Raw genomic sequence first — 18,877 nt, 5'->3', positions numbered from 1 at the left:
TTAAGGTTAAAAAATTAAAAAATATGTTGCCGAAAATAAATCCTATCCAAACCGATGCCTGGAAAGCACTCAACGAGCATTTTGCGCAAAACGATTTTGAACTTCGAACCCTTTTTGAATATAATCCCGAGCGTTTCAAGCAATTTTCGGTTCAGCGCGAAAACTATCTTTTCGATTATTCCAAAAATCTCATCGATGGAAGAACGTTTGATCTTTTGCAAAATTTAGCCGAAGAATGCGGGGTAAAAACTGCAATCGAAAAAATGTTCACCGGAGACATCATCAACGAAACCGAGGGCCGAGCGGTTTTGCACACGGCTTTACGGGATTTTTCGGATCAGGAAATTTTGGTGGACGGCGAAAATATTAAACCCGCGATCCGGAAAGTTTTAAACCAAATGAAAAACTTCTCCGAAAAAATTATTTCCGGCGAACACAAAGGTTTTTCGGGCAAAGAAATCACAGATGTGGTGAACATCGGCATTGGCGGCTCCGATTTGGGACCCGTGATGGTGTGTTCCGCGTTGAAACATTTCAAAACACGTCTGGAAGTCCATTTTGTTTCCAATGTAGACGGCAATCATATCGCAGAAACTTTAAAAGATCTGAATCCTGAAACTACGCTTTTCATTATCGCTTCCAAAACTTTTACCACGCAGGAAACCATGACCAATGCAGCCTCTGCAAAAGACTGGTTTTTAAAAGCTGGTAAACAGGAAGATGTGGCGAAACATTTCGTCGCGCTTTCTACCAATACCGACGCGGTGAAAGATTTCGGGATTGCAGAAGAAAATATTTTTGAATTCTGGGATTGGGTCGGCGGAAGATATTCGCTTTGGAGTGCGATCGGCCTGAGCATCGTTCTCTTCGTAGGTTATGATCATTTCGAGCAGTTGCTGAAAGGCGCGAATGAAACAGATATTCATTTCCGTACCGCCGATTTTAAAGAAAATGTGCCGGTTTTGATGGCGCTGTCGGGCATTTGGTACCGCAATTTTTTTGATGCCGGAACGTACGCCATTCTTCCCTACTCTCAATATTTAGATCGTTTCCCGGCGTATTTACAACAGGGCGATATGGAAAGCAACGGCAAATGCGTGGATCGAAACGGTAATTTTGTTGAATATGAAACTGGCCCAATTATTTGGGGCGAACCCGGAACAAACGGGCAGCACGCTTTTTATCAGTTAATTCACCAGGGAACAGAATTAATTCCCGCCGATTTCATCGCTTACGCAAAATCTTTGAATAAAGTTTCGGATCATCAGGAAAAACTTATGGCAAACTTTTTTGCGCAAACCGAAGCGCTGGCTTTCGGAAAAACAGAAGAAGAAGCCAGAGCAGACCTGAAAAAATCTGGCAAATCGGAAGAAGAGATCGAGCGGTTGGTTAATTACAAAGTCTTTCACGGCAACACGCCGACAAACTCGTTGTTATTTAATGAATTAAGTCCGTTTTCTTTAGGTCAGCTGATTGCGCTGTATGAACACAAAATTTTCGTGCAGGGCGTCATCTGGAATATTTTCAGTTTCGATCAGTTCGGCGTGGAGTTAGGAAAAGTACTGGCCGGCAAAATTCTTTCCGAGATTAAAAGCAACGAAACAATCGCTTCCCACGATTCTTCAACCAATGGTTTGATGAATTATTTTAAAGAGAAAAAGTAAATCCCAAATAAATCTAAAGTAAAAGTAAAATGGCAAAAATTCTCGATGGATTGAAGGTTTCGAAAGAAATTAAACAGGAGATCCGCGCTGATGTTGATAAAATTGTGGCAGGAAAAAGACGTCCGCCACATTTGGTCGCAATTCTTGTGGGAAACAACGGCGCGAGCATGACTTATGTGAATAACAAAATTAAAGACTGCAAAGAAGTCGGCTTCAAATCTTCTCTTGTTAAATTTTCGAGCACGGTTTCGGAGGCGGAACTTTTAGAAAAAATCGACGAGCTAAACAAATCAAAAGACATCGACGGTTTCATCGTGCAGCTGCCTTTACCAAAACAGATCGACCAGGAGAAAATTATTATGGCCATCGATCCTCGAAAAGACGTAGATGGTTTTCACCCGGAAAATTTCGGTAAAATGGCGCTGGAAATGGACACTTTTTTACCTGCAACGCCGTTTGGAATTTTAACGCTTTTGGAACGCTATCAAATCGATACGAAAGGAAAACACTGCGTGATCATCGGCAGAAGCCGCATTGTCGGAAGACCCATGAGTATTTTGATGGGAAGAAAAGACTTTCCGGGGAATTCTACCGTAACTTTGACGCATTCCTACACCCCTCATATTGAAGAGTTTACAAGAAACGCCGATATTGTGATTACGGCTTTGGGCGATCCGAACTTTCTGAAAGGAGATATGATTAAAAAAGGAGCCATCGTAATCGACGTCGGAATTACGCGCGTTGAAGACAACACCGAAAAAGGCTATAAACTGATGGGCGACGTTGATTTCGAAAGCTGTAAAGACAAAGCCGAAGCCATTACGCCGGTTCCCGGCGGCGTGGGACCTATGACGCGGGCAATGTTGCTCAAAAACACCATTTTGGCGTATAAAACGTCTGTATATAATGATTAAAGAAGAAGAAAATATTTTATTGAAAGAAGGTAAAATGCTCCCTGTGATGGAGCATTTTTACACCATTCAGGGCGAAGGTGCCCATACCGGAAAAGCGGCGTATTTCATCCGCCTGGGAGGCTGCGATGTGGGCTGCCACTGGTGCGATGTGAAAGAAAGCTGGGATCCGAATCTCCATCCTTTGATGTCGGCGCAGGAAATTGCAGAAACCGCAGCCCGCCACTGCAAAACCGTGGTCTTAACCGGCGGCGAACCGCTGATGTGGAACTTAACTTTTCTCACGGAAAAGCTGAAAGGACTGGGTTGCGACATTCATATCGAAACATCCGGCGCCTACGAAATGAGCGGCGTTTTAGACTGGATTACGCTTTCCCCAAAGAAAACCGGTTTACCCAAAGACGCCATTTATTCTCAGGCAAGCGAGTTGAAAATGATTATCTTCAACAATAACGATTTTAAATTCGCGGAAGAACAGGCAGCAAAAGTTTCGGAAAACTGCAGACTTTATCTGCAAAGCGAATGGAGCAAACGCGACGAAATGTATCCGAAAATTACCGACTTCATTATGGCAAATCCCAAATGGCTGGCCTCGGTGCAAACGCATAAATATTTGAATATTCCGTAAATTACGTTAAATTTACTTTTTATATAACCAGCTTTTATGCAAAAACTTCGATATTCCAGATATTTCAAAGCGATCTTTATTTTGCTTGATGTTTTGGTAATAGCCGGAGTATTTTTGTTTTTCTTCCTCAGAAATAACGAATTCAGTTACGAACAGGAAATCTGGGAACAGAACGGTCTTTCGATCATCCTGCTGACCTTTTTTTGGATTTTGTTAAGTGGCCGCACGAAATTATATTCCGTTGCTCGAAATTTAACTTACACCATTTACCTGGAACGCCTTGTAACGCATATTTTCATCTTTATTTTTGGCGTTATTCTGCTCGCGAAGGTGAGCAATAATAATTTTCTGAAACAGGACCGGTTTCTTATCGCCGTTTTTCTTTTTCTGTTGCTTTTTGTCGTGAAATCGCTGGTGTTTTTTACCTTGAAATATTTAAGAACGCTTGGTATAAATTATAGAAACATTATGTTTTTGAGTGAAGATTCCTCAACGGAGTTGCTGAAAACAATTTTAACGGAAAGAAAAGATTACGGCTTCCGCATCTTTGAATACCCGGCAGAACAACTCTTCAATACAGAAAAACTAATCGAATTCTGGAAAGACAACGGAATTCACACCATGTACCTTTCTTCGCACCGGTTTGAAAAGGATGAAGAGCAGGAAATCTACCGCCATGCCGAGCTGAACAAAGTTCGCATCTCCCTAATTCCGAGCATCGTAAAAAATAATTTTTTCAAATATGATTTGGGATATATCGAGATGCAGCCCGTCCTGGTACCGGCCAAATTTCCTTTGGATTATTTTACCAATATTACCATTAAAAGAACGATAGATCTTTTATTTGCGATTTTGATTCTTGTGTTTATCTGTTCCTGGCTTTTCCCTGTTGTGGCCATTCTCATTAAACTTAACAGCAAAGGGCCGGTTTTCTTTTTACAGAAACGCTATGGCTTCCACGATCACGTTTTTAGCTGCATAAAATTTCGCACCATGTGTGTTAATGATGAATGTACGAAGCAGACGACAACCGAAAATGACAAAAGAATTACGAAAATCGGCAGATTTCTAAGAAAAACGAGTTTAGACGAGATGCCGCAGTTTCTGAATGTCCTCAAAGGCGAGATGTCTGTAGTTGGTCCGCGACCGCATATGCTTCTTGTGGATGATTTTTACAAACTGAAAATAGGTCGGTATTCAGTTCGAAGTCTTGTAAAACCTGGTATTACGGGGCTTGCACAGGTAAACGGCCTTCGCGGGGATTCCGGTAACATGGATATTAAAATGCAGAAAAGAATTCTGGCTGACGCCTTTTACGTTAAAAACTGGAGTTTAAGCCTGGATTTCATCATCATTTTCAAAACAATTTTTTTAGTGATTGGCGGCGATAAAAATGCCAATTAAAAAAATTTAGAAAAAAATAAAACACTAATTTAGCAGAATGTTAAAAAGACTCTTTAGCGAGATAGGAGCATATTTTATCTTACTATCCAAGACGATGAAGAGACCGCAAAAGCGATCGGTCTTCGGAAAGTTATTTATGCGCGAAATTTACGATTTGGGCGTTAATTCCTTTGGACTCGTATTGTTCACCTCTACATTTGTTGGCGCTGTTGTGGCTATACAAATGTACAATAACTTCAGTGCCTCTTCATTCCCCATCCCCAACTCCTTTATCGGATATGCCACTAAAGTGGTTTTGATTTTGGAATTTGCCCCGACCATCATCTCCGTAATTTTGGCGGGAAAAGTCGGTTCGTACATTGCTTCCAGTATTGGGACCATGCGCGTGACCGAACAGATCGACGCATTGGATATTATGGGTGTAAATTCGCCCAATTTTTTAATTCTGCCGAAAATTTTGGCCAGCGTTATCTTCAATCCTCTGCTCATCGCCATCAGTATTGTTTTTGGTATTTGGGGCGGCTACCTTGCCGGAATCGCCACCGGAAGTTGGAGTAAAGCAGATTACATTACGGGAATCCAAATGTATATGCCGCAACATTTTATCTGGTACGCTTTTTTTAAAACGGCAGCTTTTGCCTTTTTAATAGCGACAATTCCGGCATATTTTGGCTACAATGTAAAAGGTGGCTCTTTGGAAGTAGGTCGCGCCAGTACGCAGGCTGTGGTTTGGACGATTGTTGCCATCATTATCATGAACTTAATATTAACGCAAATGTTCCTTAGCTAATGATTGAAGTAAAAGATTTAAAGAAAAGTTTCGACAGCTCTGTAGAAGTGCTCAAAGGAATTACGACAACCTTCGAAACGGGCAAGGTGAATCTCATCATTGGACAAAGTGGGTCCGGGAAAACCGTTTTCCTGAAAAGTTTGCTGAACGTTTATCAGCCGACCTCCGGCGAAATTCTGTTTGACGGCAGAGACATCAACAAAATGTCGCGCGACGAAAAGCAGCAGTTGCGTGCTGAGATTGGCACTGTATTTCAGGGCAGCGCACTTTTCGATTCGATGACGGTAGAAGAAAATATTACGTTTCCACTGGATATGTTTACAAACCTTTCTTTCCGCGAAAAGAAAAGAAGAGCGTTTGAAGTCATCGGGAGGGTTCATTTAGAAAAAGCAAACCGGAAATATCCGTCTGAAATTTCGGGAGGAATGCAGAAGAGAGTCGCCATCGCGCGGGCAATTGTGAATAATCCAAAGTATCTGTTTTGCGATGAGCCAAACTCCGGGCTCGATCCGTATACCTCTAATATTATTGATGATTTGCTTCTGGAAATCACCAAAGAATACAATACGACAACCATCATCAACTCGCATGATATGAACTCCGTAATGACGATCGGAGAAAAGATTCTCTACTTGCGTATGGGAATTAAGGAATGGGAAGGCAGCAAAGACATCCTGATTAATGCAGGCAATAAAAACCTCATCGATTTCGTTTATTCTTCAGAATTATTTAAAGAGCTACGGGAATATTTCCTGGAAACGAATAAGACCTCAATTGAAAATATTATTACAAAACCCCATCCTAATGAAGAAAATTCTTAGTATCATTTTAGTTTCCACCGCTATTGGTGCATCTGCTCAAATTTCATTCGCGGCAAAAGCCAACGTATTAATCCCGACAAGTTCGGCGACGTGGCAGAATTTCAAAACGGGAATTTCCAATGCAGTGGAACAAAAAGGAAAAAACATTACAGGTTTTAATGCCGGTTTATCGATGAAAATCGACGTTCCTTCTGCGCTGTATGTGATGCCGGAAATTTACTATACTAATTTCAGTAATGAAGTTACGCTTTCGAATGACACTACTGCAGAATCTACTACGATAAAAGCAAAAACAAGCCGTGTTGACGTTCCTGTTTTATTGGGATACAATCTTCTTGGAGATATGTTGAGCGCGTACGTGGGACCTGTCGCCAGTTTTAATCTTTCCAAAGATGATAATTTCGACAGTTTCGCGCAAAAAGTAAATGCGAAAGATTTTACTGTAGGTTACCAAATTGGCGCGCAGAGTGAAATTAAAAAACTGATCATTTCGGCAAAATACGAAGGCGCTTTTTCGAAAGACCAACGTAAATTTGTGAATACAGTTGCAGGATCCAATCAGCAAATTAAATATGACAACCGCACAAGTTTGTTTATGGTTGGCTTAGGGTACAAATTCTAAACAAAATCAATCCAAACGAAAATCCTCAGCACTAATAGTCCTGAGGATTTTTATTTTCGTCCTGTACATAAGTTACAGTCTGCTGTTTTGCCAATGCTGCGGCCTGAATTTCCAGGTCTTCTTTTTCTTTCCGAAGCTGTTTTAATTCTCTCCTTTTCTCCTCTGCTCTTAGGGAGGAGCCTTTACTTACATAACCCACAATTCCGCCCAAAATAAGACCGATTCCGATGCCTGCTAAAATTCCCATTAAGTTAATAGGTTCAAATAGTTTTACCGCGGAAAATTCCGGTAACATATAGTACAGCAAAAATGCCAGCCCAAGCAGTAAAAAACCAATAAATGTTAAATTTTTCATCCTTTTTAATTTAAAAACCTTCCCAAATTTAAGAAAATTAAAGGAAGGTTTTTTGTTTTATATCGAATTGAGCTAGATTTTACCGCCTGCTACTCTGTAATATTCCAGCGCCTTCGGCATATCTTTTTCCAAATCCGCTCGTCTGCTTGCAGGACTTGGGTGCGTTGAAAGGAATTCCGGCGGTTTATTGCCGGTAGAGGAGGCTTCCATTCTCTGCCAGAAAGGTTGGGCTTCTCTAGGATCATATCCTGCCATGGACATTAGATATAATCCCATTTCGTCGGCCTCTAATTCCTGACTTCTACCGTATTTAAGTAAGGCAACCTGTGCTCCGATTGGATAAACCTGCTGGAAAATTCCGGCCATTTGTCCGTTCGAAATCGTACTTCCCAAAATGGCGCCGCCATATTGTGCGACCATTGCCTGAGAAATTCGTTCGTTACCGTGACCGGCAAGGGCGTGTGATATTTCATGTCCTAAAACAACTGCTAAACCTGTATCATTTTTCGTAATGGGCAAAATACCAGTATAAACAGCTACTTTTCCGCCCGGCATACACCATGCATTCACCTGTTTATCGTCGATAAGATTAAATTCCCATTGATAATTCGTAAGATCGCCTTCCCGTCCTATACTTCTATAATAATTATTGGCTGCATTTTTAATTCGAAGACCTACATTCTGTATGCTTTTTGCGGCAGTTGTTCCTTTAACTACTTTTGCTTTAGACAGCGTCTCTCTGTACTGCTGAAGCGCCATTGCAGAAATTTCCTGATTGTTAGCCAGTTGAAGTGAAGATCTGCCCGTAATAGGATTCGTTGTACACGATATCATTGCGAACGATATTGCAGCGGCTCCTATTATCTTATTGATATTTTTCATAGCTCTAAAATTTACATTTCTCTTCCTTAATCAATTTTTATTCCAAATACTTTAAAGCCTTATGCAATAGCATAATTATTGCATTACCTTCAAAAAAAGTAATGAAAAATATATTTAAAATTATAAGCACAGGAATCATGATGGTTTTGATGAATTCCTGCACCTCCCAAAGTTCCATCGCGCCCGCGCATGTTTCGGAACTGTTAAATAAAGGAGAATTCACCTTCATGGCGGAAAGGGCCAATCCCACTTCTTCCGATGTTGTAAACATTATGAATTCCCTTCCAACTTCCACCTCTTCGCAAATATTGAATTTGGATTACGGGTATACCATGGAACTCAAAAAAAACGAATTAACCTTAACTCTGCCTTATTTCGGACGAATGTACACTCCGAATTACGACAACACTAAAAATTCTTATCGTTTAACTTCAAAAGATTTCACAATCGCCCATTCGAGCGGTAAGAAAGGCAGTACGCTTTACACCATCCTCCCGAAAGACCAGCAAAACATCCGCAGGATTATGTTGGATGTTTATAAGAATGGAAAAGCCTATCTTTCTATTGATGCGAATGACAGACAGGGAATTTCATACGATGGATATATTATGGAGAATGTGGTGGCAAAGAAATAAATTATTTCTTCAGTAGTTTCTCAACGAAAATTTTTGCTTCTGTACTTGGATTGGATTTCAGGTCGGAAGCATTTTTTTTGTGGTGTTTGTAGTACTTTTCGAGCGATTTTTCCTGCTTCGTCACTTGCAAAATATATTCCTGAACCCAATACTCGAACCGCTTTTCAGCCTGGTGTTTTCTTACCGCTTCAAATGTTTCGTTCCTGATTTTAAGTTGAATAAATTCGTCAATTTTTTCATAAACCTCCGCGAGACCCTTTTTATTTAAGGCAGAACCTAAAACCACGGGAACCTTCCAGCTTTTTTCTTTTGAAGGCAAAAAGTGCAGCGCGCGCATCAATTCGACCTTCGTATTTTTTGCTTTAATCTGGTTTTCGTCTTCTACTTTATTAATAAAAATTACATCAACCATTTCCATAATCCCGCGTTTAATGCCCTGCAGTTCATCACCACCGCCGATAATTTTTAAGAATACAAATACATCGGTAATATCGGCGACCAAAACTTCACTTTGCCCCACGCCCACGGTTTCGATCAGTATAAAATCGTAACCGGCAGCTTCGCAAACGAGCAGGGTTTCAAATGTTGCATTGGCGATCCCACCTAAGAATCCGGAGGTTGGTGAAGGCCGGATAAAAGCATTTTGCTCTTTCGCGAGTTCTTCCATTCGGGTTTTGTCTCCTAAAATAGAGCCTTTGTTGAGAGACGAACTCGGATCAATAGCCAAAACTGCCACTTTCTTTCCCTTCTCTAAGGCTAATTTTCCGAAACTTTCGATAAAGGTAGATTTTCCGGCGCCCGGCACGCCCGTAATACCGATTCGCACCGAACTTCCGGTAAATGGCATGATTTCTTTTAAAAGTTCTTCCGCTTCCTTCCGGTGTTCCGGCTTTTTACTTTCAATCAGGGTAATGGCTTTCCCGAGCAGACGTTTATCGCCGGATCTTATTCCGTTTATGAGGTCGGGGATCGAAAGAGTTTCCATAAATTCAAAAATACAAATCTTTTTACGAACCAATTTGTTTTGAAAGCTTCTGCTTTAATTTTTTTCCAGGCAAAAGTCAGCTACCACGCCAAAATTTCGTTCTAAAAGAAATTTACTTATTTTTGGTTAAACTTAAGCAGAAAAAAGCATGAACAAAGACCTTCCAAAAAACCTAAACACTCCAATACTAAATCTATTCGTCCTAACCGCTGTGTTATTTTTTGCCTCCTGCACCCCGAAAACTGCAGTTGCAAAAGGGACAAAGTTGCATACGGCAGAGCAACTCGCGCTGGGTAAAACAATTTTTGAAAATTCCTGTGCGAAATGCCACGATTTACCTGACCCTACAAAACATTCTGCGCAGGACTGGGTGGGAATTATGAACTGGATGGCACCAAAAGCAAAACTGAGCGAGGAACAGCACGATACCGTGTATAATTACGTGGTTTCGGTAAAAAACTAACTGAGCAAATTAAAACCCATGATAAAACCTGAAATATCCTGGCAGGATTTTGAGAAAATCGATATGAGGAGTGGCACGGTCATTTCGGTTTCCGATTTTCCGGCGGCTCGCAATCCTTCCTATCAACTGGAAATTGATTTCGGCGAGTTAGGCGTTAAAAAATCTTCCGCGCAGATCACTGAACTGTATCAGAAAGAAGATCTACTCGGCGCTCAGATCGTGGCAGTGGTGAACTTCCCGAAAAAACAAATCGCCAATTTTATGAGCGAATGTTTAATTTTAGGGATTTACGGGAACGATAAAGACATTACGCTTCTTACACCAAATTTACCCGTGGAAAATGGTTTTCGGGTGGGTTAAATTTTTAAAGCCAAATTTTAAAAAACATCAATATGCTTCAAAATATACCATTAGAAAAAGTGCTTTTTCTCGATATCGAAACGGTGCCGCAATTCGGCAACTGGGACGAAGTAGAGGAACCCACGCAAAAACTTTGGGATAAAAAGACGCGCACCCAGCGAAAAGAAGATTTTACTGCGCAGGAATTCTACACCGAAAGAGGTGGGATTATGGCAGAATTTGGGCGAATCATTTGCATCTCTGTAGGAATCATCGAAAAGAGTGAAAAACTGATGATCAAAAGCTTTTATGGCGATGATGAAAAAAAACTTCTGGAAGAATTTGGAGAAATTTTTAACCGCCCCAAACTTCGTGATGTCATCCTCTGTGCGCACAACGGGAAGGAATTCGATTTTCCCTGGATTGCGCGCCGGTATCTAATTAACGGTCTGCAACCACCTTTGCCTTTCCAAATGTTTGGTAAAAAACCCTGGGAAATTCCGCATCTGGATACGATGGAACTTTGGAAATTCGGTGATTACAAATCTTTTGTTTCTTTGGAATTACTGGCGCACGTCTTCGGAATTCCCACGCCAAAGGATGATATCGACGGATCAATGGTAGCATCGATTTATCATATAGAAAAAGACTTATTTAGAATTGTTCAATATTGTGAAAAAGATGTCTTAACTTTGGCCAACGTTTTCCGGCGCATGCGTCAGGAAGATTTACTTCAAAAAAGTGACTAGAAAAAACGATCTTAAAAATAAGGTTCTACATGCCAGATTGCACATCATTAAGGCATTTGGACTTTAAAAAAGATCACCAATTTTAAATTATGGCATACAGCGACGACCAAATTGCCGACATCGGCGAAAATATTATAAAAGCATTAAAAACAGTTTACGATCCGGAGATTCCCGTAGATATCTATGAACTTGGATTAATTTACGATGTTCAGATTTCCGATGAAGGTGCGGTGAAGGTGATTATGACTTTAACAACACCGAACTGTCCTGTAGCAGAAAGTTTGCCCGCCGAAGTTCGCGAAAAAGTAACTACCGTCGAAAACGTGAAAGAAGTTGATCTGGAACTCACCTTTGAACCTGCCTGGAACAAAGATATGATGAGCGAAGAGGCGCGCTTCGAATTAGGAATGTTCTAAAAAATCTTCAGCATTTCGTATCGTGTAGTCAAACCGAACATCTCCTTGGACCAAAATCCGTAATCGGAGCAAAAAATTGAACGCGGTTTAAACAATAATTTTCTTCTTGATTAATTTCTCTTGGAGCGAGCGATACAGTATCGCCGCGATTTTTGTGGTTGCGCGACAGGTTAATGTTTCAGCACTATTCTTTGCTGTGCCTGAAACGGTTGCGCAAGTCAGATCAAATAGAGTTATAAACTTCTGTAAGTGTTCTTAAAAATGGAAAATGTCTTTCGCGCGATTAAAAGCGCTCTCGAAATGGAGTAAATTAAGAGAATGATCGATTTTTTTCACCGCCATAAAATTTATTACCTGCTCCGTCGGCATATTTCCCACCAAATCATCCTTCGCCATGGGACAACCACCAATTCCCTTAATCGCCGAGTCGAAACGTCGGCAACCACTGTCATACGCCGCTTTTAATTTTGAGTAGGAATCTTCGTAGCGGTTATGAAAATGCGCACCAAAATCGATATTGGGATATTTGGCGGGAATTTTTTCGAACAGAAGCTGAATCTGCTCCAGGCTTCCGGTTCCTACAGTATCGGAAAGCAAAATGTTTTTGACACCAATATCATCAAACCGTTTCGCCCAAAAATCGACGTCCTCCCACTTCCACATTTCGCCGTACGGATTTCCAAAGGCCATGGAAAAGTAAATGTTTAATACCCTTCCGTCGCTGTTTAAAAGATCATTAATTTTTTGAATATCTTTAAATGCTTCCTCCTGACTCTTGTTTGTATTCCGGTGCTGAAAAGTTTCGGAAATGGAAAAAGGGAATCCCAGGATATCCACCTGCTGATGCTCCAAGGCTTTTTGCGCACCGCGATAATTGGCCACAATCACCGAGAGTTTTGTCTTCGAAATGCTTTTGTCGATCTCATCGAGAACTTTGCCCGAATCTGCCATCTGCGGAATTGATTTCGGCGAAACAAAGCTGCCGCAATCGAGCACATCGAAACCCACTGCCATTAATGAATTAATGTAGTCGATCTTCGTGGTGGTGGGAATAAATTCGCCCCAACCCTGCATGGCATCCCGCGGACATTCTGTTAAAAGCATTTTCTGATTTTGATTTTATCAAATATAACAAAACTTTAAAAAAAGAAGGAAAACGATAACCCATTCGTTTTCATTAATTTAGCTGAAAATACGCGGCAGTTATCTAAAAATATATTCCTAAATGATTGCCCCAGCATCATTGTAAAATTTTAACTTTGTTAAAAATACTACTTTATGACTACGATAGATTTTAATCCCGACTGGAAACTAAAACTACAAAACCGCTTTATTAATTACGTAAAAATTTACTCCACCAGCGATCCGGAAAGCGAATCTACGCCGTCGACACCGCAACAGTGGGATATCGCAAAATATATTTTCGAAGAACTGAAAACACTTGGACTGAGCGATGTTTCGATGGATGAGCACGGCTATATATACGCCTACGTTCCGTCAAACATTATAAACGATGAAGAGCCGGTTGTCGGCTTTATTTCGCATTACGATACGTCGCCGGACTTTAACGGAAAAAACGTAAATCCCCAGATCTGGCCTGATTACGATGGAAAAGATCTTCTTCTAAACAAAGACACCGGATTTACCCTGTCTCCGTCAAAATTTGAAACTTTGAAAGATTATATCAAGAAAACTTTAATAACAACGGACGGAACAAGTCTTTTAGGTGCTGATGACAAAGCCGGCGTCGCCGAAATTGTCACAGCCGCAGAATTTTTGCTTGCTCACCCGGAAATTAAACACGGGAAGATAGCCATCGGTTTCACACCGGACGAAGAAATCGGTAGAGGCGCGCATAAGTTTGATGTAAAAAAATTCGGTGCAGAATGGGCTTATACGATGGACGGCAGCGAAGTGGGAGAACTGGAGTATGAAAACTTTAATGCGGCCGGCGCAGTTGTGAAAATTCATGGTTTAAGCGTTCATCCCGGTTACGCTTTTGGAAAGATGGTCAACGCTTCCCTATTGGCCGCCGAATTTGTTCAGATGCTTCCGGAAAACGAAACACCCTCAACGACGGTAGAGTTTGAAGGTTTCTATCATTTAACCGATTTAAAATCTGACGTGTCTGAAGCGAAGATTCAATATATCATCCGGGATCACGATAACGATAAATTTGAGGCGCGGAAAAAATTCATTACAGACCAGGTTGCAGCATTCAATAAAAAACATGGCGAAGGAACAGCAGAAATCGAGATCAAAGAACAGTACAGAAATATGAAGCAGCAGTTCGAAGGGAAAATGTATATAGTGGATATCGCGGAACAGGCCATGAAAGACGCGAATATTGAGCCCAAGATCAAAGCCATTCGCGGCGGAACCGACGGCGCACAACTTTCTTATATGGGATTGCCCTGCCCGAACATTTTCGCGGGTGGAATGAACTTCCATGGTCCGTACGAGTATGTAGCGCTGGAATCCATGGAGAAGGCCGTTGAAGTAATCATCAATATTGCCAGAGCGGTTAAGAAAAAATAGCTTTAGGTAGAGATTTCTAAGAAGCCATCAGCCCATAAAGTTGATGGCTTTTTTTGGGCCTTTGAACTTAAGTCGCTGAGCTGAAGCGCAATTGCGGAAAAGTATAGAAACCTTTAAAAATAAAAAAACCACCACATTTCTGTGATGGTTTTGCTCCTCTTCTTGGGCTCGAACCAAGGACCCTCTGATTAACAGTCAGATGCTCTAACCAACTGAGCTAAAGAGGAGTGTTGCTCTTTGCGCTAAGCGTCTGCAAATATAAAAACTTTTTTAGTTTTGCCAAAACTTTTACCTGAATTTTTTAAAATTTTCCTGTAATCCACTTCACGATGTCGTTTCCGAAGATTAAAATCATTAATCCAAGCAAGAAAACCACCCCGATCATTTGTGCATTCTCCAAAACTTTTTGCGGAACCGGCTTCCCCGTAATCATTTCCCAAAGGGTAAAAACCACATGACCGCCATCCAGTCCCGGAATCGGAATCAAATTGAGGAATGCCAACCAAACGGAGAACATCGCGGTAAAACTCCAGAAAAACTCCCAGTTAATGGTTTCCGGCATTTGCTTGATGATCCCAATGGGGCCGGAAACTTTTTTGTAGCCTTCGGTTTTGGTGTTGAAAATAATCTTAAACTGCTTGATCTGCATCGTCAGCACATCAATTGTTCGGGTGAGGCCTCTTGGGATGGCTTCCAATAATGTATAATGCTTTGTAACCTGCGATTTTTCAAATTCTTTTTGAGCCACCGCCATGTCATTGCTGAATCCTAATTTTCCTTTTTCATCAACCTTGATATCAATTTTTTGCGGGATATTATTCCTTTCAATATCCAACACCACATTTTGATTTTTATAACGGGAAAGCTCGTTGCCCAGCTCATCGAAAAAACGCACCGGTTTGCCGTTAATTCCCACAATCTTATCGCCTTTTATCATTCCCGCCGCTTGTGCAGAACCTTTAGGCAGAAGACTGTCTACCACCACCTCGAAGCGTGGAGAGAAATAGAGTTTGGCTTCGTTTTCAGCCAATACCGCGGCCACACCGTCTTCATTTACAGGAAAGGTAACTTCTTTACCATTTCTTAAAACGGTAGCTTCATTAGCGAAAAGCATATTAATAGTGGAAGTTTCCATTCTTTCCGCGGGTTTACCATCAATCTTCAAAATCTTATCGCCATTTTCCAATCCCATTTTCTTTCCGGCTTCGGAAACCGCAACACCATTTTCGAATTTGGTATTTTCGTGGAAGGTTTCCCCTTTAAAATAGCTTAAAGACGAATAAATGAGCCAGGCTAAAAAGAAATTTACGGTTACACCACCCATCATAATAATCAGTCGCTGCCACGCCGGTTTGCTACGGAATTCCCAGGGTTCAGCAGGTTTTTTCAACTGCTCGGTATCCATGCTTTCATCCACCATTCCGGCAATCTTCACATAACCGCCGAAAGGCAGCCACCCGATGCCGTATTCGGTACCGCCAATTTTTGTTTTGAATAGAGAAAACCAGGGATCAAAAAAAAGATAGAATTTTTCCACCTTTGTTTTAAAAAGTTTTGCGGGTACAAAATGCCCCAATTCGTGCAGAATTACAAGAATCGAGATGCTCAATATAAATTGAAATAACTGAATTAATGTCATTGAATATGATTAAATTATTTAGAATTGGCGAAGGTACGAATTATCAAAAGTATGCCCAATAAAAAAAGGCTCTCAAATGAGAACCTTTTGTCTGATATATTGTAAATCTTAGAGGTTGAAAGAAACACCGATGCTTCCGTTATTCCCTGCTTCAAGATAAATACCCACATTTTGGTTGAAGAAATATCTTACTCCTACGTGTGCTCCGAAATAAGTTCCGCTATCTCCTAAAAGACCTAAATCAACTCCCGGATAAATGTCCCAGTTAGAAGGAAGACCTAAAGGATCCTGCAAGTGAAAATTCAAACGTCCAAAAACCCCAAAGTCATCGTCCGCATACTTGTCGTTATCGTGATCGAAAAAGAAATTAGCACCTGCTCCTATCGAAATGATTTTAGACAAACCATAATCGTAGGTACCTGTAATCCCCGTTCCGTAACCCCATCCGTTGAAACCAACCTGAATTTTCTGGTCACCTTTACCATTCCACGCTTGTCCGAAAGCCATTTGTCCTAAAAAGAACATTGAGCATACTAAGAGTAACTTTTTCATAATTTTTAATTTAATTTTTAATGTTAACCTTTCAGCCATCAAAAACAAGACCAAACACGGCGTCATCTACATTCTTTGATAAATTTTTTGTACATTTAATCATGTTTTACGAAAGTTTATGAAAAATAAATTAAAAATAGTAGGTTTAAATTTTGATATTTCATGGAAGAATAAAGCCCGGAATTTCGCGCAGATTTCAGATTATCTGAAGGATGCGTCAGCGGACATTTTTCTGTTGCCCGAAATGTTTTCCACCGGATTTTACATGAAACCCGCAGAAATCGCAGATCGCGAAGAAGAAACACTGCACTGGATGAAAAATTTCGCCGCAGAAAGAAACACTGCTGTAGCCGGAAGTGCTTCCGTCTGTGAAAATGGGAAATATTTCAACCGTTTTTATTTCGTTTTACCCGAGGGAAATTACCATCAGTACGACAAAAGACATCTGTTTTCGTTTTCCGGCGAAGACACAGAATATGCGGCCGGACGAGAACGGACAATCGTAGAATATAAGGGCTGGCGAATCTTGCTGCAGGTTTGCTACGACTTACGTTTCCCCGTTTTTTCCAGAAATAAGGAGGATTACGATGCAGTTCTGTACGTTGCAAACTGGCCCGGCTCCCGCATCGACGCGTGGAATACCTTGCTTAAAGCACGAGCCATCGAAAATCAGGCGTGTGTATTTGGGCTAAACAGAATCGGGACCGATGGCAATAATCTGCATTATCCCGAAAGCTCCGCCTGCTTCTTCGCGGACGGCAATATTATTTCTAAAACCCATGGAAACCTCGTCTCTGCAGAATTAAGTGGCGAAAAACTCACCGAATTTCGGCGTAAATTTCGGTTTTTACAGGACCGCGACGATTTCGAGATGCGATAGTTAGGACTTCGAAAAACCGTTCAAAAGGTTGGTTAGGGTGTTCACATCGTGAACGCCACTCTCTTTCCAAAGCAATTCGCCTTTTTTGAAAACGGCTAAAGTGGGAACGCCACGCACGCCGTATTCCGAAGCGATGGCCGGAAACTGATCGATATCTATTTTCACAATCCGCGCAAGATCGCCAATATTTTCCTTAACTGTGGTAAGCACCGAGGACTGAACCTTGCACGGCCCGCACCAAGTTGCAAAAAAGTCCACAAGAACGGGTCTTTCTGAGTTAATTAATTCCTGAAATTTTTGTGACATAATAAATGATATTGCGTTAAACTTTAAATGAAAAAATCTAGAGCTTAGAATCGTTTTTGGAAAACGGAACTTCACAGTTTCCCGACGCGCAACCGAATCTGAAAACCGCCATACCGACGAAGTAAAGCCCGAAAGGGATCATCCACCAGCTTCTGTCATTTACGGCGATGAGCACAAAGAAAATGCCGCCGATGAGGTAGATGATTCTTCTTAAATTCCAGTTTTTTAATAATGTATTCATTTGTTCAATTTATTTTGCAGTGCACTCCAGCCGCCGCCGTTATAGGCTTCAAAACCTTTTTCCTTCAACATCGATTTGGCCGAAGCGCTTCTCACACCGCTGGCGCAACACGTAATAACAGGTTTCTTCGCGTCCAGATTTTTCATTTTCGCCGCAAGTTGCTGCAAAGGAATATTTTTAGAATTTTTAATATGGCCATTGTTGAATTCCGCGGGCGTCCTCACGTCGATGACCTGCGCGCCCTGAGCGACCAGCTGTTTATAATTAACCGCTTCGTTGCCGAATAATTTTTTAATAAAATCAAACATACTGAGTTGTATTTGTCCGTTTTTTAAACATAGAGATTGGTCTGGCAGGAAACGGCGCCGCAATGAACTTCCCGGTGCATTACAATTCCTGCGTAACGGTGAACAGATTTTCTGCGGACACTCCTCTAACCTCGTGTTCAACATTCACCGGAATATCGTAAACATCAAATTCTTTTAATCGAATGGTTTCGCCTTGAATTAAAAAATTAATTTCACCCTTCAAAACCACCAAAGTGGAGGGAATCGGCGCCGTATGTTTTTTCAAAAGCGCATCTTTTCCCAGAGCCACGGCAAAATATTTAATTTTTTCGCTTTTTTTTAGGTGAAAAACGTTGGCTTTTTCGGTACTGAACTCTATTTGATCTAAAATATTCATCATTTTATTTTTCGTTTTGGATGACTTCTACATTTTTTAAAGTCATTCCGTTATATACATTTTGCACGCCGTTCTTTTTTAAAAGCTCCATCGCTTTCGTTGCCTGAAATCCGCTGTTGCAGAAAATAACCACGTTATCCTTATCTTTAAAAAATTCGATATTATCTTCAATTTTTGCTAAAGGAATATTTACGGCGTTTTTTGCGGTCTTCTCCTGAAACTGTGCGGGAATTCGCACATCCACAAAGGTGGTTTCGGGATCCTTTACGATTTCTTTGATCTCAGATCTTGCACCCGTCTGAACGGGATTGGCAGTCGTACACGTAGAAAAGAAGAGCACAATGAGGAAGATATTTAATAAATATTTCATTAT

Annotated in this window: 25 protein-coding genes and 1 tRNA gene; 14 read left to right on the top strand and 12 right to left on the bottom strand. The window is 41.0% G+C overall.

Annotated elements, in window-relative coordinates:
- Nucleotides 1-23: 23 nt before the first annotated feature.
- The 7 genes from pgi to L0B70_RS06390 are packed head-to-tail and all read left to right on the top strand — an operon-like array spanning nt 24 to nt 6,840.
- Entirely contained in the window at nt 24-1,664 is a 1,641-nt protein-coding gene (gene pgi, locus L0B70_RS06420) for a glucose-6-phosphate isomerase (RefSeq protein ID WP_235143455.1), read from the top strand.
- 29 nt (nt 1,665-1,693) lie between these two features.
- The gene (locus L0B70_RS06415; RefSeq protein WP_235143454.1) at nt 1,694-2,578 is read left to right on the top strand and encodes a bifunctional 5,10-methylenetetrahydrofolate dehydrogenase/5,10-methenyltetrahydrofolate cyclohydrolase; all 885 of its coding nucleotides are present in this window, start codon (nt 1,694-1,696) and stop codon (nt 2,576-2,578) included.
- Nucleotides 2,571-3,203: a 7-carboxy-7-deazaguanine synthase QueE gene (locus L0B70_RS06410; protein ID WP_235143453.1), complete on the top strand. Its 633-nt coding sequence runs from the start codon at nt 2,571-2,573 to the stop codon at nt 3,201-3,203. The genes L0B70_RS06415 and L0B70_RS06410 overlap by 8 nt, the downstream gene beginning before the upstream one ends.
- A 36-nt stretch (nt 3,204-3,239) precedes the next feature.
- A complete protein-coding gene (locus L0B70_RS06405; protein WP_235143452.1) occupies nt 3,240-4,607 on the top strand; it encodes an exopolysaccharide biosynthesis polyprenyl glycosylphosphotransferase in 1,368 nt (455 codons plus the stop codon).
- 37 nt (nt 4,608-4,644) lie between these two features.
- Nucleotides 4,645-5,397 carry an ABC transporter permease gene (locus tag L0B70_RS06400; RefSeq protein ID WP_235143451.1) on the top strand — a complete coding sequence of 251 codons (753 nt, stop codon included), beginning with the start codon at nt 4,645-4,647 and terminating at the stop codon, nt 5,395-5,397.
- A complete protein-coding gene (locus tag L0B70_RS06395) occupies nt 5,397-6,218 on the top strand; it encodes an ABC transporter ATP-binding protein (protein WP_235143450.1) in 822 nt (273 codons plus the stop codon). Before L0B70_RS06400 ends, L0B70_RS06395 begins: the two co-directional genes overlap by 1 nt.
- Entirely contained in the window at nt 6,202-6,840 is a 639-nt protein-coding gene (locus L0B70_RS06390) for an outer membrane protein (protein ID WP_235143449.1), read from the top strand. Before L0B70_RS06395 ends, L0B70_RS06390 begins: the two co-directional genes overlap by 17 nt.
- A 31-nt stretch (nt 6,841-6,871) precedes the next feature.
- Here the strand turns inward: L0B70_RS06390 and L0B70_RS06385 are convergent, their stop codons facing one another.
- Nucleotides 6,872-7,195, bottom strand: coding sequence for a hypothetical protein (locus L0B70_RS06385; protein ID WP_235143448.1), 324 nt, complete (start codon nt 7,193-7,195; stop codon nt 6,872-6,874).
- A gap of 72 nt (nt 7,196-7,267) precedes the next feature.
- A complete protein-coding gene (locus L0B70_RS06380; protein WP_235143447.1) occupies nt 7,268-8,077 on the bottom strand; it encodes a M48 family metallopeptidase in 810 nt (269 codons plus the stop codon).
- A gap of 101 nt (nt 8,078-8,178) precedes the next feature.
- Between L0B70_RS06380 and L0B70_RS06375 the strand changes: the two genes are divergently transcribed.
- Nucleotides 8,179-8,712: a DUF4251 domain-containing protein gene (locus L0B70_RS06375; RefSeq protein WP_235143446.1), complete on the top strand. Its 534-nt coding sequence runs from the start codon at nt 8,179-8,181 to the stop codon at nt 8,710-8,712.
- Between the two features lies 1 nt (nt 8,713).
- Here the strand turns inward: L0B70_RS06375 and meaB are convergent, their stop codons facing one another.
- On the bottom strand, nt 8,714-9,697 hold the full coding sequence (meaB, locus tag L0B70_RS06370; RefSeq protein WP_235143445.1) for a methylmalonyl Co-A mutase-associated GTPase MeaB: 984 nt from the start codon (nt 9,695-9,697) through the stop codon (nt 8,714-8,716).
- 148 nt (nt 9,698-9,845) lie between these two features.
- Between meaB and L0B70_RS06365 the strand changes: the two genes are divergently transcribed.
- The 4 genes from L0B70_RS06365 (at nt 9,846) to L0B70_RS06350 (ending at nt 11,664) form a co-directional block, all read left to right on the top strand.
- Entirely contained in the window at nt 9,846-10,160 is a 315-nt protein-coding gene (locus tag L0B70_RS06365) for a cytochrome C (RefSeq protein ID WP_235143444.1), read from the top strand.
- 18 nt (nt 10,161-10,178) lie between these two features.
- A complete protein-coding gene (locus tag L0B70_RS06360; RefSeq protein ID WP_235143443.1) occupies nt 10,179-10,520 on the top strand; it encodes a tRNA-binding protein in 342 nt (113 codons plus the stop codon).
- A 32-nt stretch (nt 10,521-10,552) separates the two neighbouring features.
- Entirely contained in the window at nt 10,553-11,248 is a 696-nt protein-coding gene (locus L0B70_RS06355) for a 3'-5' exonuclease (protein WP_235143442.1), read from the top strand.
- Between the two features lie 89 nt (nt 11,249-11,337).
- Nucleotides 11,338-11,664: an SUF system Fe-S cluster assembly protein gene (locus L0B70_RS06350; protein ID WP_235143441.1), complete on the top strand. Its 327-nt coding sequence runs from the start codon at nt 11,338-11,340 to the stop codon at nt 11,662-11,664.
- Between the two features lie 255 nt (nt 11,665-11,919).
- On the opposite strand, the gene L0B70_RS06345 is transcribed toward L0B70_RS06350, so the two are convergent.
- Nucleotides 11,920-12,768, bottom strand: coding sequence for a hydroxymethylglutaryl-CoA lyase (locus L0B70_RS06345; protein ID WP_235143440.1), 849 nt, complete (start codon nt 12,766-12,768; stop codon nt 11,920-11,922).
- A 174-nt stretch (nt 12,769-12,942) separates the two neighbouring features.
- Here L0B70_RS06345 and pepT point away from each other — a divergent pair, with 174 nt between their 5' ends.
- Nucleotides 12,943-14,202: a peptidase T gene (pepT, locus tag L0B70_RS06340; RefSeq protein ID WP_235143439.1), complete on the top strand. Its 1,260-nt coding sequence runs from the start codon at nt 12,943-12,945 to the stop codon at nt 14,200-14,202.
- Nucleotides 14,203-14,355: 153 nt separating this feature from the next.
- On the opposite strand, the gene L0B70_RS06335 is transcribed toward pepT, so the two are convergent.
- The 3 genes from L0B70_RS06335 to L0B70_RS06325 all read right to left on the bottom strand — a co-directional run bounded on the left by L0B70_RS06335 (nt 14,356) and on the right by L0B70_RS06325 (nt 16,393).
- A tRNA-Asn gene (locus tag L0B70_RS06335) sits at nt 14,356-14,429 on the bottom strand.
- A 74-nt stretch (nt 14,430-14,503) separates the two neighbouring features.
- On the bottom strand, nt 14,504-15,841 hold the full coding sequence (rseP, locus tag L0B70_RS06330) for an RIP metalloprotease RseP (protein ID WP_235143438.1): 1,338 nt from the start codon (nt 15,839-15,841) through the stop codon (nt 14,504-14,506).
- 108 nt (nt 15,842-15,949) lie between these two features.
- A complete protein-coding gene (locus L0B70_RS06325) occupies nt 15,950-16,393 on the bottom strand; it encodes a DUF6646 family protein (protein WP_235143437.1) in 444 nt (147 codons plus the stop codon).
- Nucleotides 16,394-16,511: 118 nt separating this feature from the next.
- Here L0B70_RS06325 and L0B70_RS06320 point away from each other — a divergent pair, with 118 nt between their 5' ends.
- Nucleotides 16,512-17,273: an amidohydrolase gene (locus L0B70_RS06320; RefSeq protein ID WP_235143436.1), complete on the top strand. Its 762-nt coding sequence runs from the start codon at nt 16,512-16,514 to the stop codon at nt 17,271-17,273.
- Here the strand turns inward: L0B70_RS06320 and L0B70_RS06315 are convergent, their stop codons facing one another.
- The 5 genes from L0B70_RS06315 to L0B70_RS06295 all read right to left on the bottom strand — a co-directional run bounded on the left by L0B70_RS06315 (nt 17,274) and on the right by L0B70_RS06295 (nt 18,874).
- Nucleotides 17,274-17,579, bottom strand: a complete 306-nt coding sequence (locus tag L0B70_RS06315) for a co-chaperone YbbN (RefSeq protein ID WP_235143435.1) — start codon at nt 17,577-17,579, stop codon at nt 17,274-17,276.
- Between the two features lie 37 nt (nt 17,580-17,616).
- Nucleotides 17,617-17,820 (bottom strand): hypothetical protein, encoded by a 204-nt coding sequence (locus tag L0B70_RS06310; RefSeq protein ID WP_235143434.1) that lies wholly within the window; start codon nt 17,818-17,820, stop codon nt 17,617-17,619.
- Complete coding sequence (locus L0B70_RS06305; protein WP_235143433.1) at nt 17,817-18,128, bottom strand: rhodanese-like domain-containing protein; 312 nt, start codon at nt 18,126-18,128, stop codon at nt 17,817-17,819. The genes L0B70_RS06310 and L0B70_RS06305 overlap by 4 nt, the downstream gene beginning before the upstream one ends.
- A 79-nt stretch (nt 18,129-18,207) precedes the next feature.
- Nucleotides 18,208-18,507, bottom strand: a complete 300-nt coding sequence (locus tag L0B70_RS06300; protein WP_235143432.1) for a hypothetical protein — start codon at nt 18,505-18,507, stop codon at nt 18,208-18,210.
- A gap of 1 nt (nt 18,508) precedes the next feature.
- Nucleotides 18,509-18,874 (bottom strand): rhodanese-like domain-containing protein, encoded by a 366-nt coding sequence (locus L0B70_RS06295; protein WP_235143431.1) that lies wholly within the window; start codon nt 18,872-18,874, stop codon nt 18,509-18,511.
- Nucleotides 18,875-18,877 lie beyond the last annotated feature (3 nt).

It is taken from the genome of Kaistella sp. 97-N-M2 (assembly GCF_021513235.1).
GTDB lineage: Bacteria > Bacteroidota > Bacteroidia > Flavobacteriales > Weeksellaceae > Kaistella.
Note: the sequence above shows the minus strand (reverse complement) of the source record. Positions and strands in the feature narration are given on the sequence as shown.

Bases quoted from the DNA above. Each gene is read 5' to 3' on its own strand.
- pgi (WP_235143455.1), top strand. From the start codon at position 24: ATGTTGCCGAAAATAAATCCTATCCAAACCGATGCCTGGAAAGCACTC.
- L0B70_RS06415 (WP_235143454.1), top strand. From the start codon at position 1,694: ATGGCAAAAATTCTCGATGGATTGAAGGTTTCGAAAGAAATTAAACAG.
- L0B70_RS06410 (WP_235143453.1), top strand. From the start codon at position 2,571: ATGATTAAAGAAGAAGAAAATATTTTATTGAAAGAAGGTAAAATGCTC.
- L0B70_RS06405 (WP_235143452.1), top strand. From the start codon at position 3,240: ATGCAAAAACTTCGATATTCCAGATATTTCAAAGCGATCTTTATTTTG.
- L0B70_RS06400 (WP_235143451.1), top strand. From the start codon at position 4,645: ATGTTAAAAAGACTCTTTAGCGAGATAGGAGCATATTTTATCTTACTA.
- L0B70_RS06395 (WP_235143450.1), top strand. From the start codon at position 5,397: ATGATTGAAGTAAAAGATTTAAAGAAAAGTTTCGACAGCTCTGTAGAA.
- L0B70_RS06390 (WP_235143449.1), top strand. From the start codon at position 6,202: ATGAAGAAAATTCTTAGTATCATTTTAGTTTCCACCGCTATTGGTGCA.
- L0B70_RS06385 (WP_235143448.1), bottom strand. From the start codon at position 7,195: ATGAAAAATTTAACATTTATTGGTTTTTTACTGCTTGGGCTGGCATTT.
- L0B70_RS06380 (WP_235143447.1), bottom strand. From the start codon at position 8,077: ATGAAAAATATCAATAAGATAATAGGAGCCGCTGCAATATCGTTCGCA.
- L0B70_RS06375 (WP_235143446.1), top strand. From the start codon at position 8,179: ATGAAAAATATATTTAAAATTATAAGCACAGGAATCATGATGGTTTTG.
- meaB (WP_235143445.1), bottom strand. From the start codon at position 9,697: ATGGAAACTCTTTCGATCCCCGACCTCATAAACGGAATAAGATCCGGC.
- L0B70_RS06365 (WP_235143444.1), top strand. From the start codon at position 9,846: ATGAACAAAGACCTTCCAAAAAACCTAAACACTCCAATACTAAATCTA.
- L0B70_RS06360 (WP_235143443.1), top strand. From the start codon at position 10,179: ATGATAAAACCTGAAATATCCTGGCAGGATTTTGAGAAAATCGATATG.
- L0B70_RS06355 (WP_235143442.1), top strand. From the start codon at position 10,553: ATGCTTCAAAATATACCATTAGAAAAAGTGCTTTTTCTCGATATCGAA.
- L0B70_RS06350 (WP_235143441.1), top strand. From the start codon at position 11,338: ATGGCATACAGCGACGACCAAATTGCCGACATCGGCGAAAATATTATA.
- L0B70_RS06345 (WP_235143440.1), bottom strand. From the start codon at position 12,768: ATGCTTTTAACAGAATGTCCGCGGGATGCCATGCAGGGTTGGGGCGAA.
- pepT (WP_235143439.1), top strand. From the start codon at position 12,943: ATGACTACGATAGATTTTAATCCCGACTGGAAACTAAAACTACAAAAC.
- rseP (WP_235143438.1), bottom strand. From the start codon at position 15,841: ATGACATTAATTCAGTTATTTCAATTTATATTGAGCATCTCGATTCTT.
- L0B70_RS06325 (WP_235143437.1), bottom strand. From the start codon at position 16,393: ATGAAAAAGTTACTCTTAGTATGCTCAATGTTCTTTTTAGGACAAATG.
- L0B70_RS06320 (WP_235143436.1), top strand. From the start codon at position 16,512: ATGAAAAATAAATTAAAAATAGTAGGTTTAAATTTTGATATTTCATGG.
- L0B70_RS06315 (WP_235143435.1), bottom strand. From the start codon at position 17,579: ATGTCACAAAAATTTCAGGAATTAATTAACTCAGAAAGACCCGTTCTT.
- L0B70_RS06310 (WP_235143434.1), bottom strand. From the start codon at position 17,820: ATGAATACATTATTAAAAAACTGGAATTTAAGAAGAATCATCTACCTC.
- L0B70_RS06305 (WP_235143433.1), bottom strand. From the start codon at position 18,128: ATGTTTGATTTTATTAAAAAATTATTCGGCAACGAAGCGGTTAATTAT.
- L0B70_RS06300 (WP_235143432.1), bottom strand. From the start codon at position 18,507: ATGATGAATATTTTAGATCAAATAGAGTTCAGTACCGAAAAAGCCAAC.
- L0B70_RS06295 (WP_235143431.1), bottom strand. From the start codon at position 18,874: ATGAAATATTTATTAAATATCTTCCTCATTGTGCTCTTCTTTTCTACG.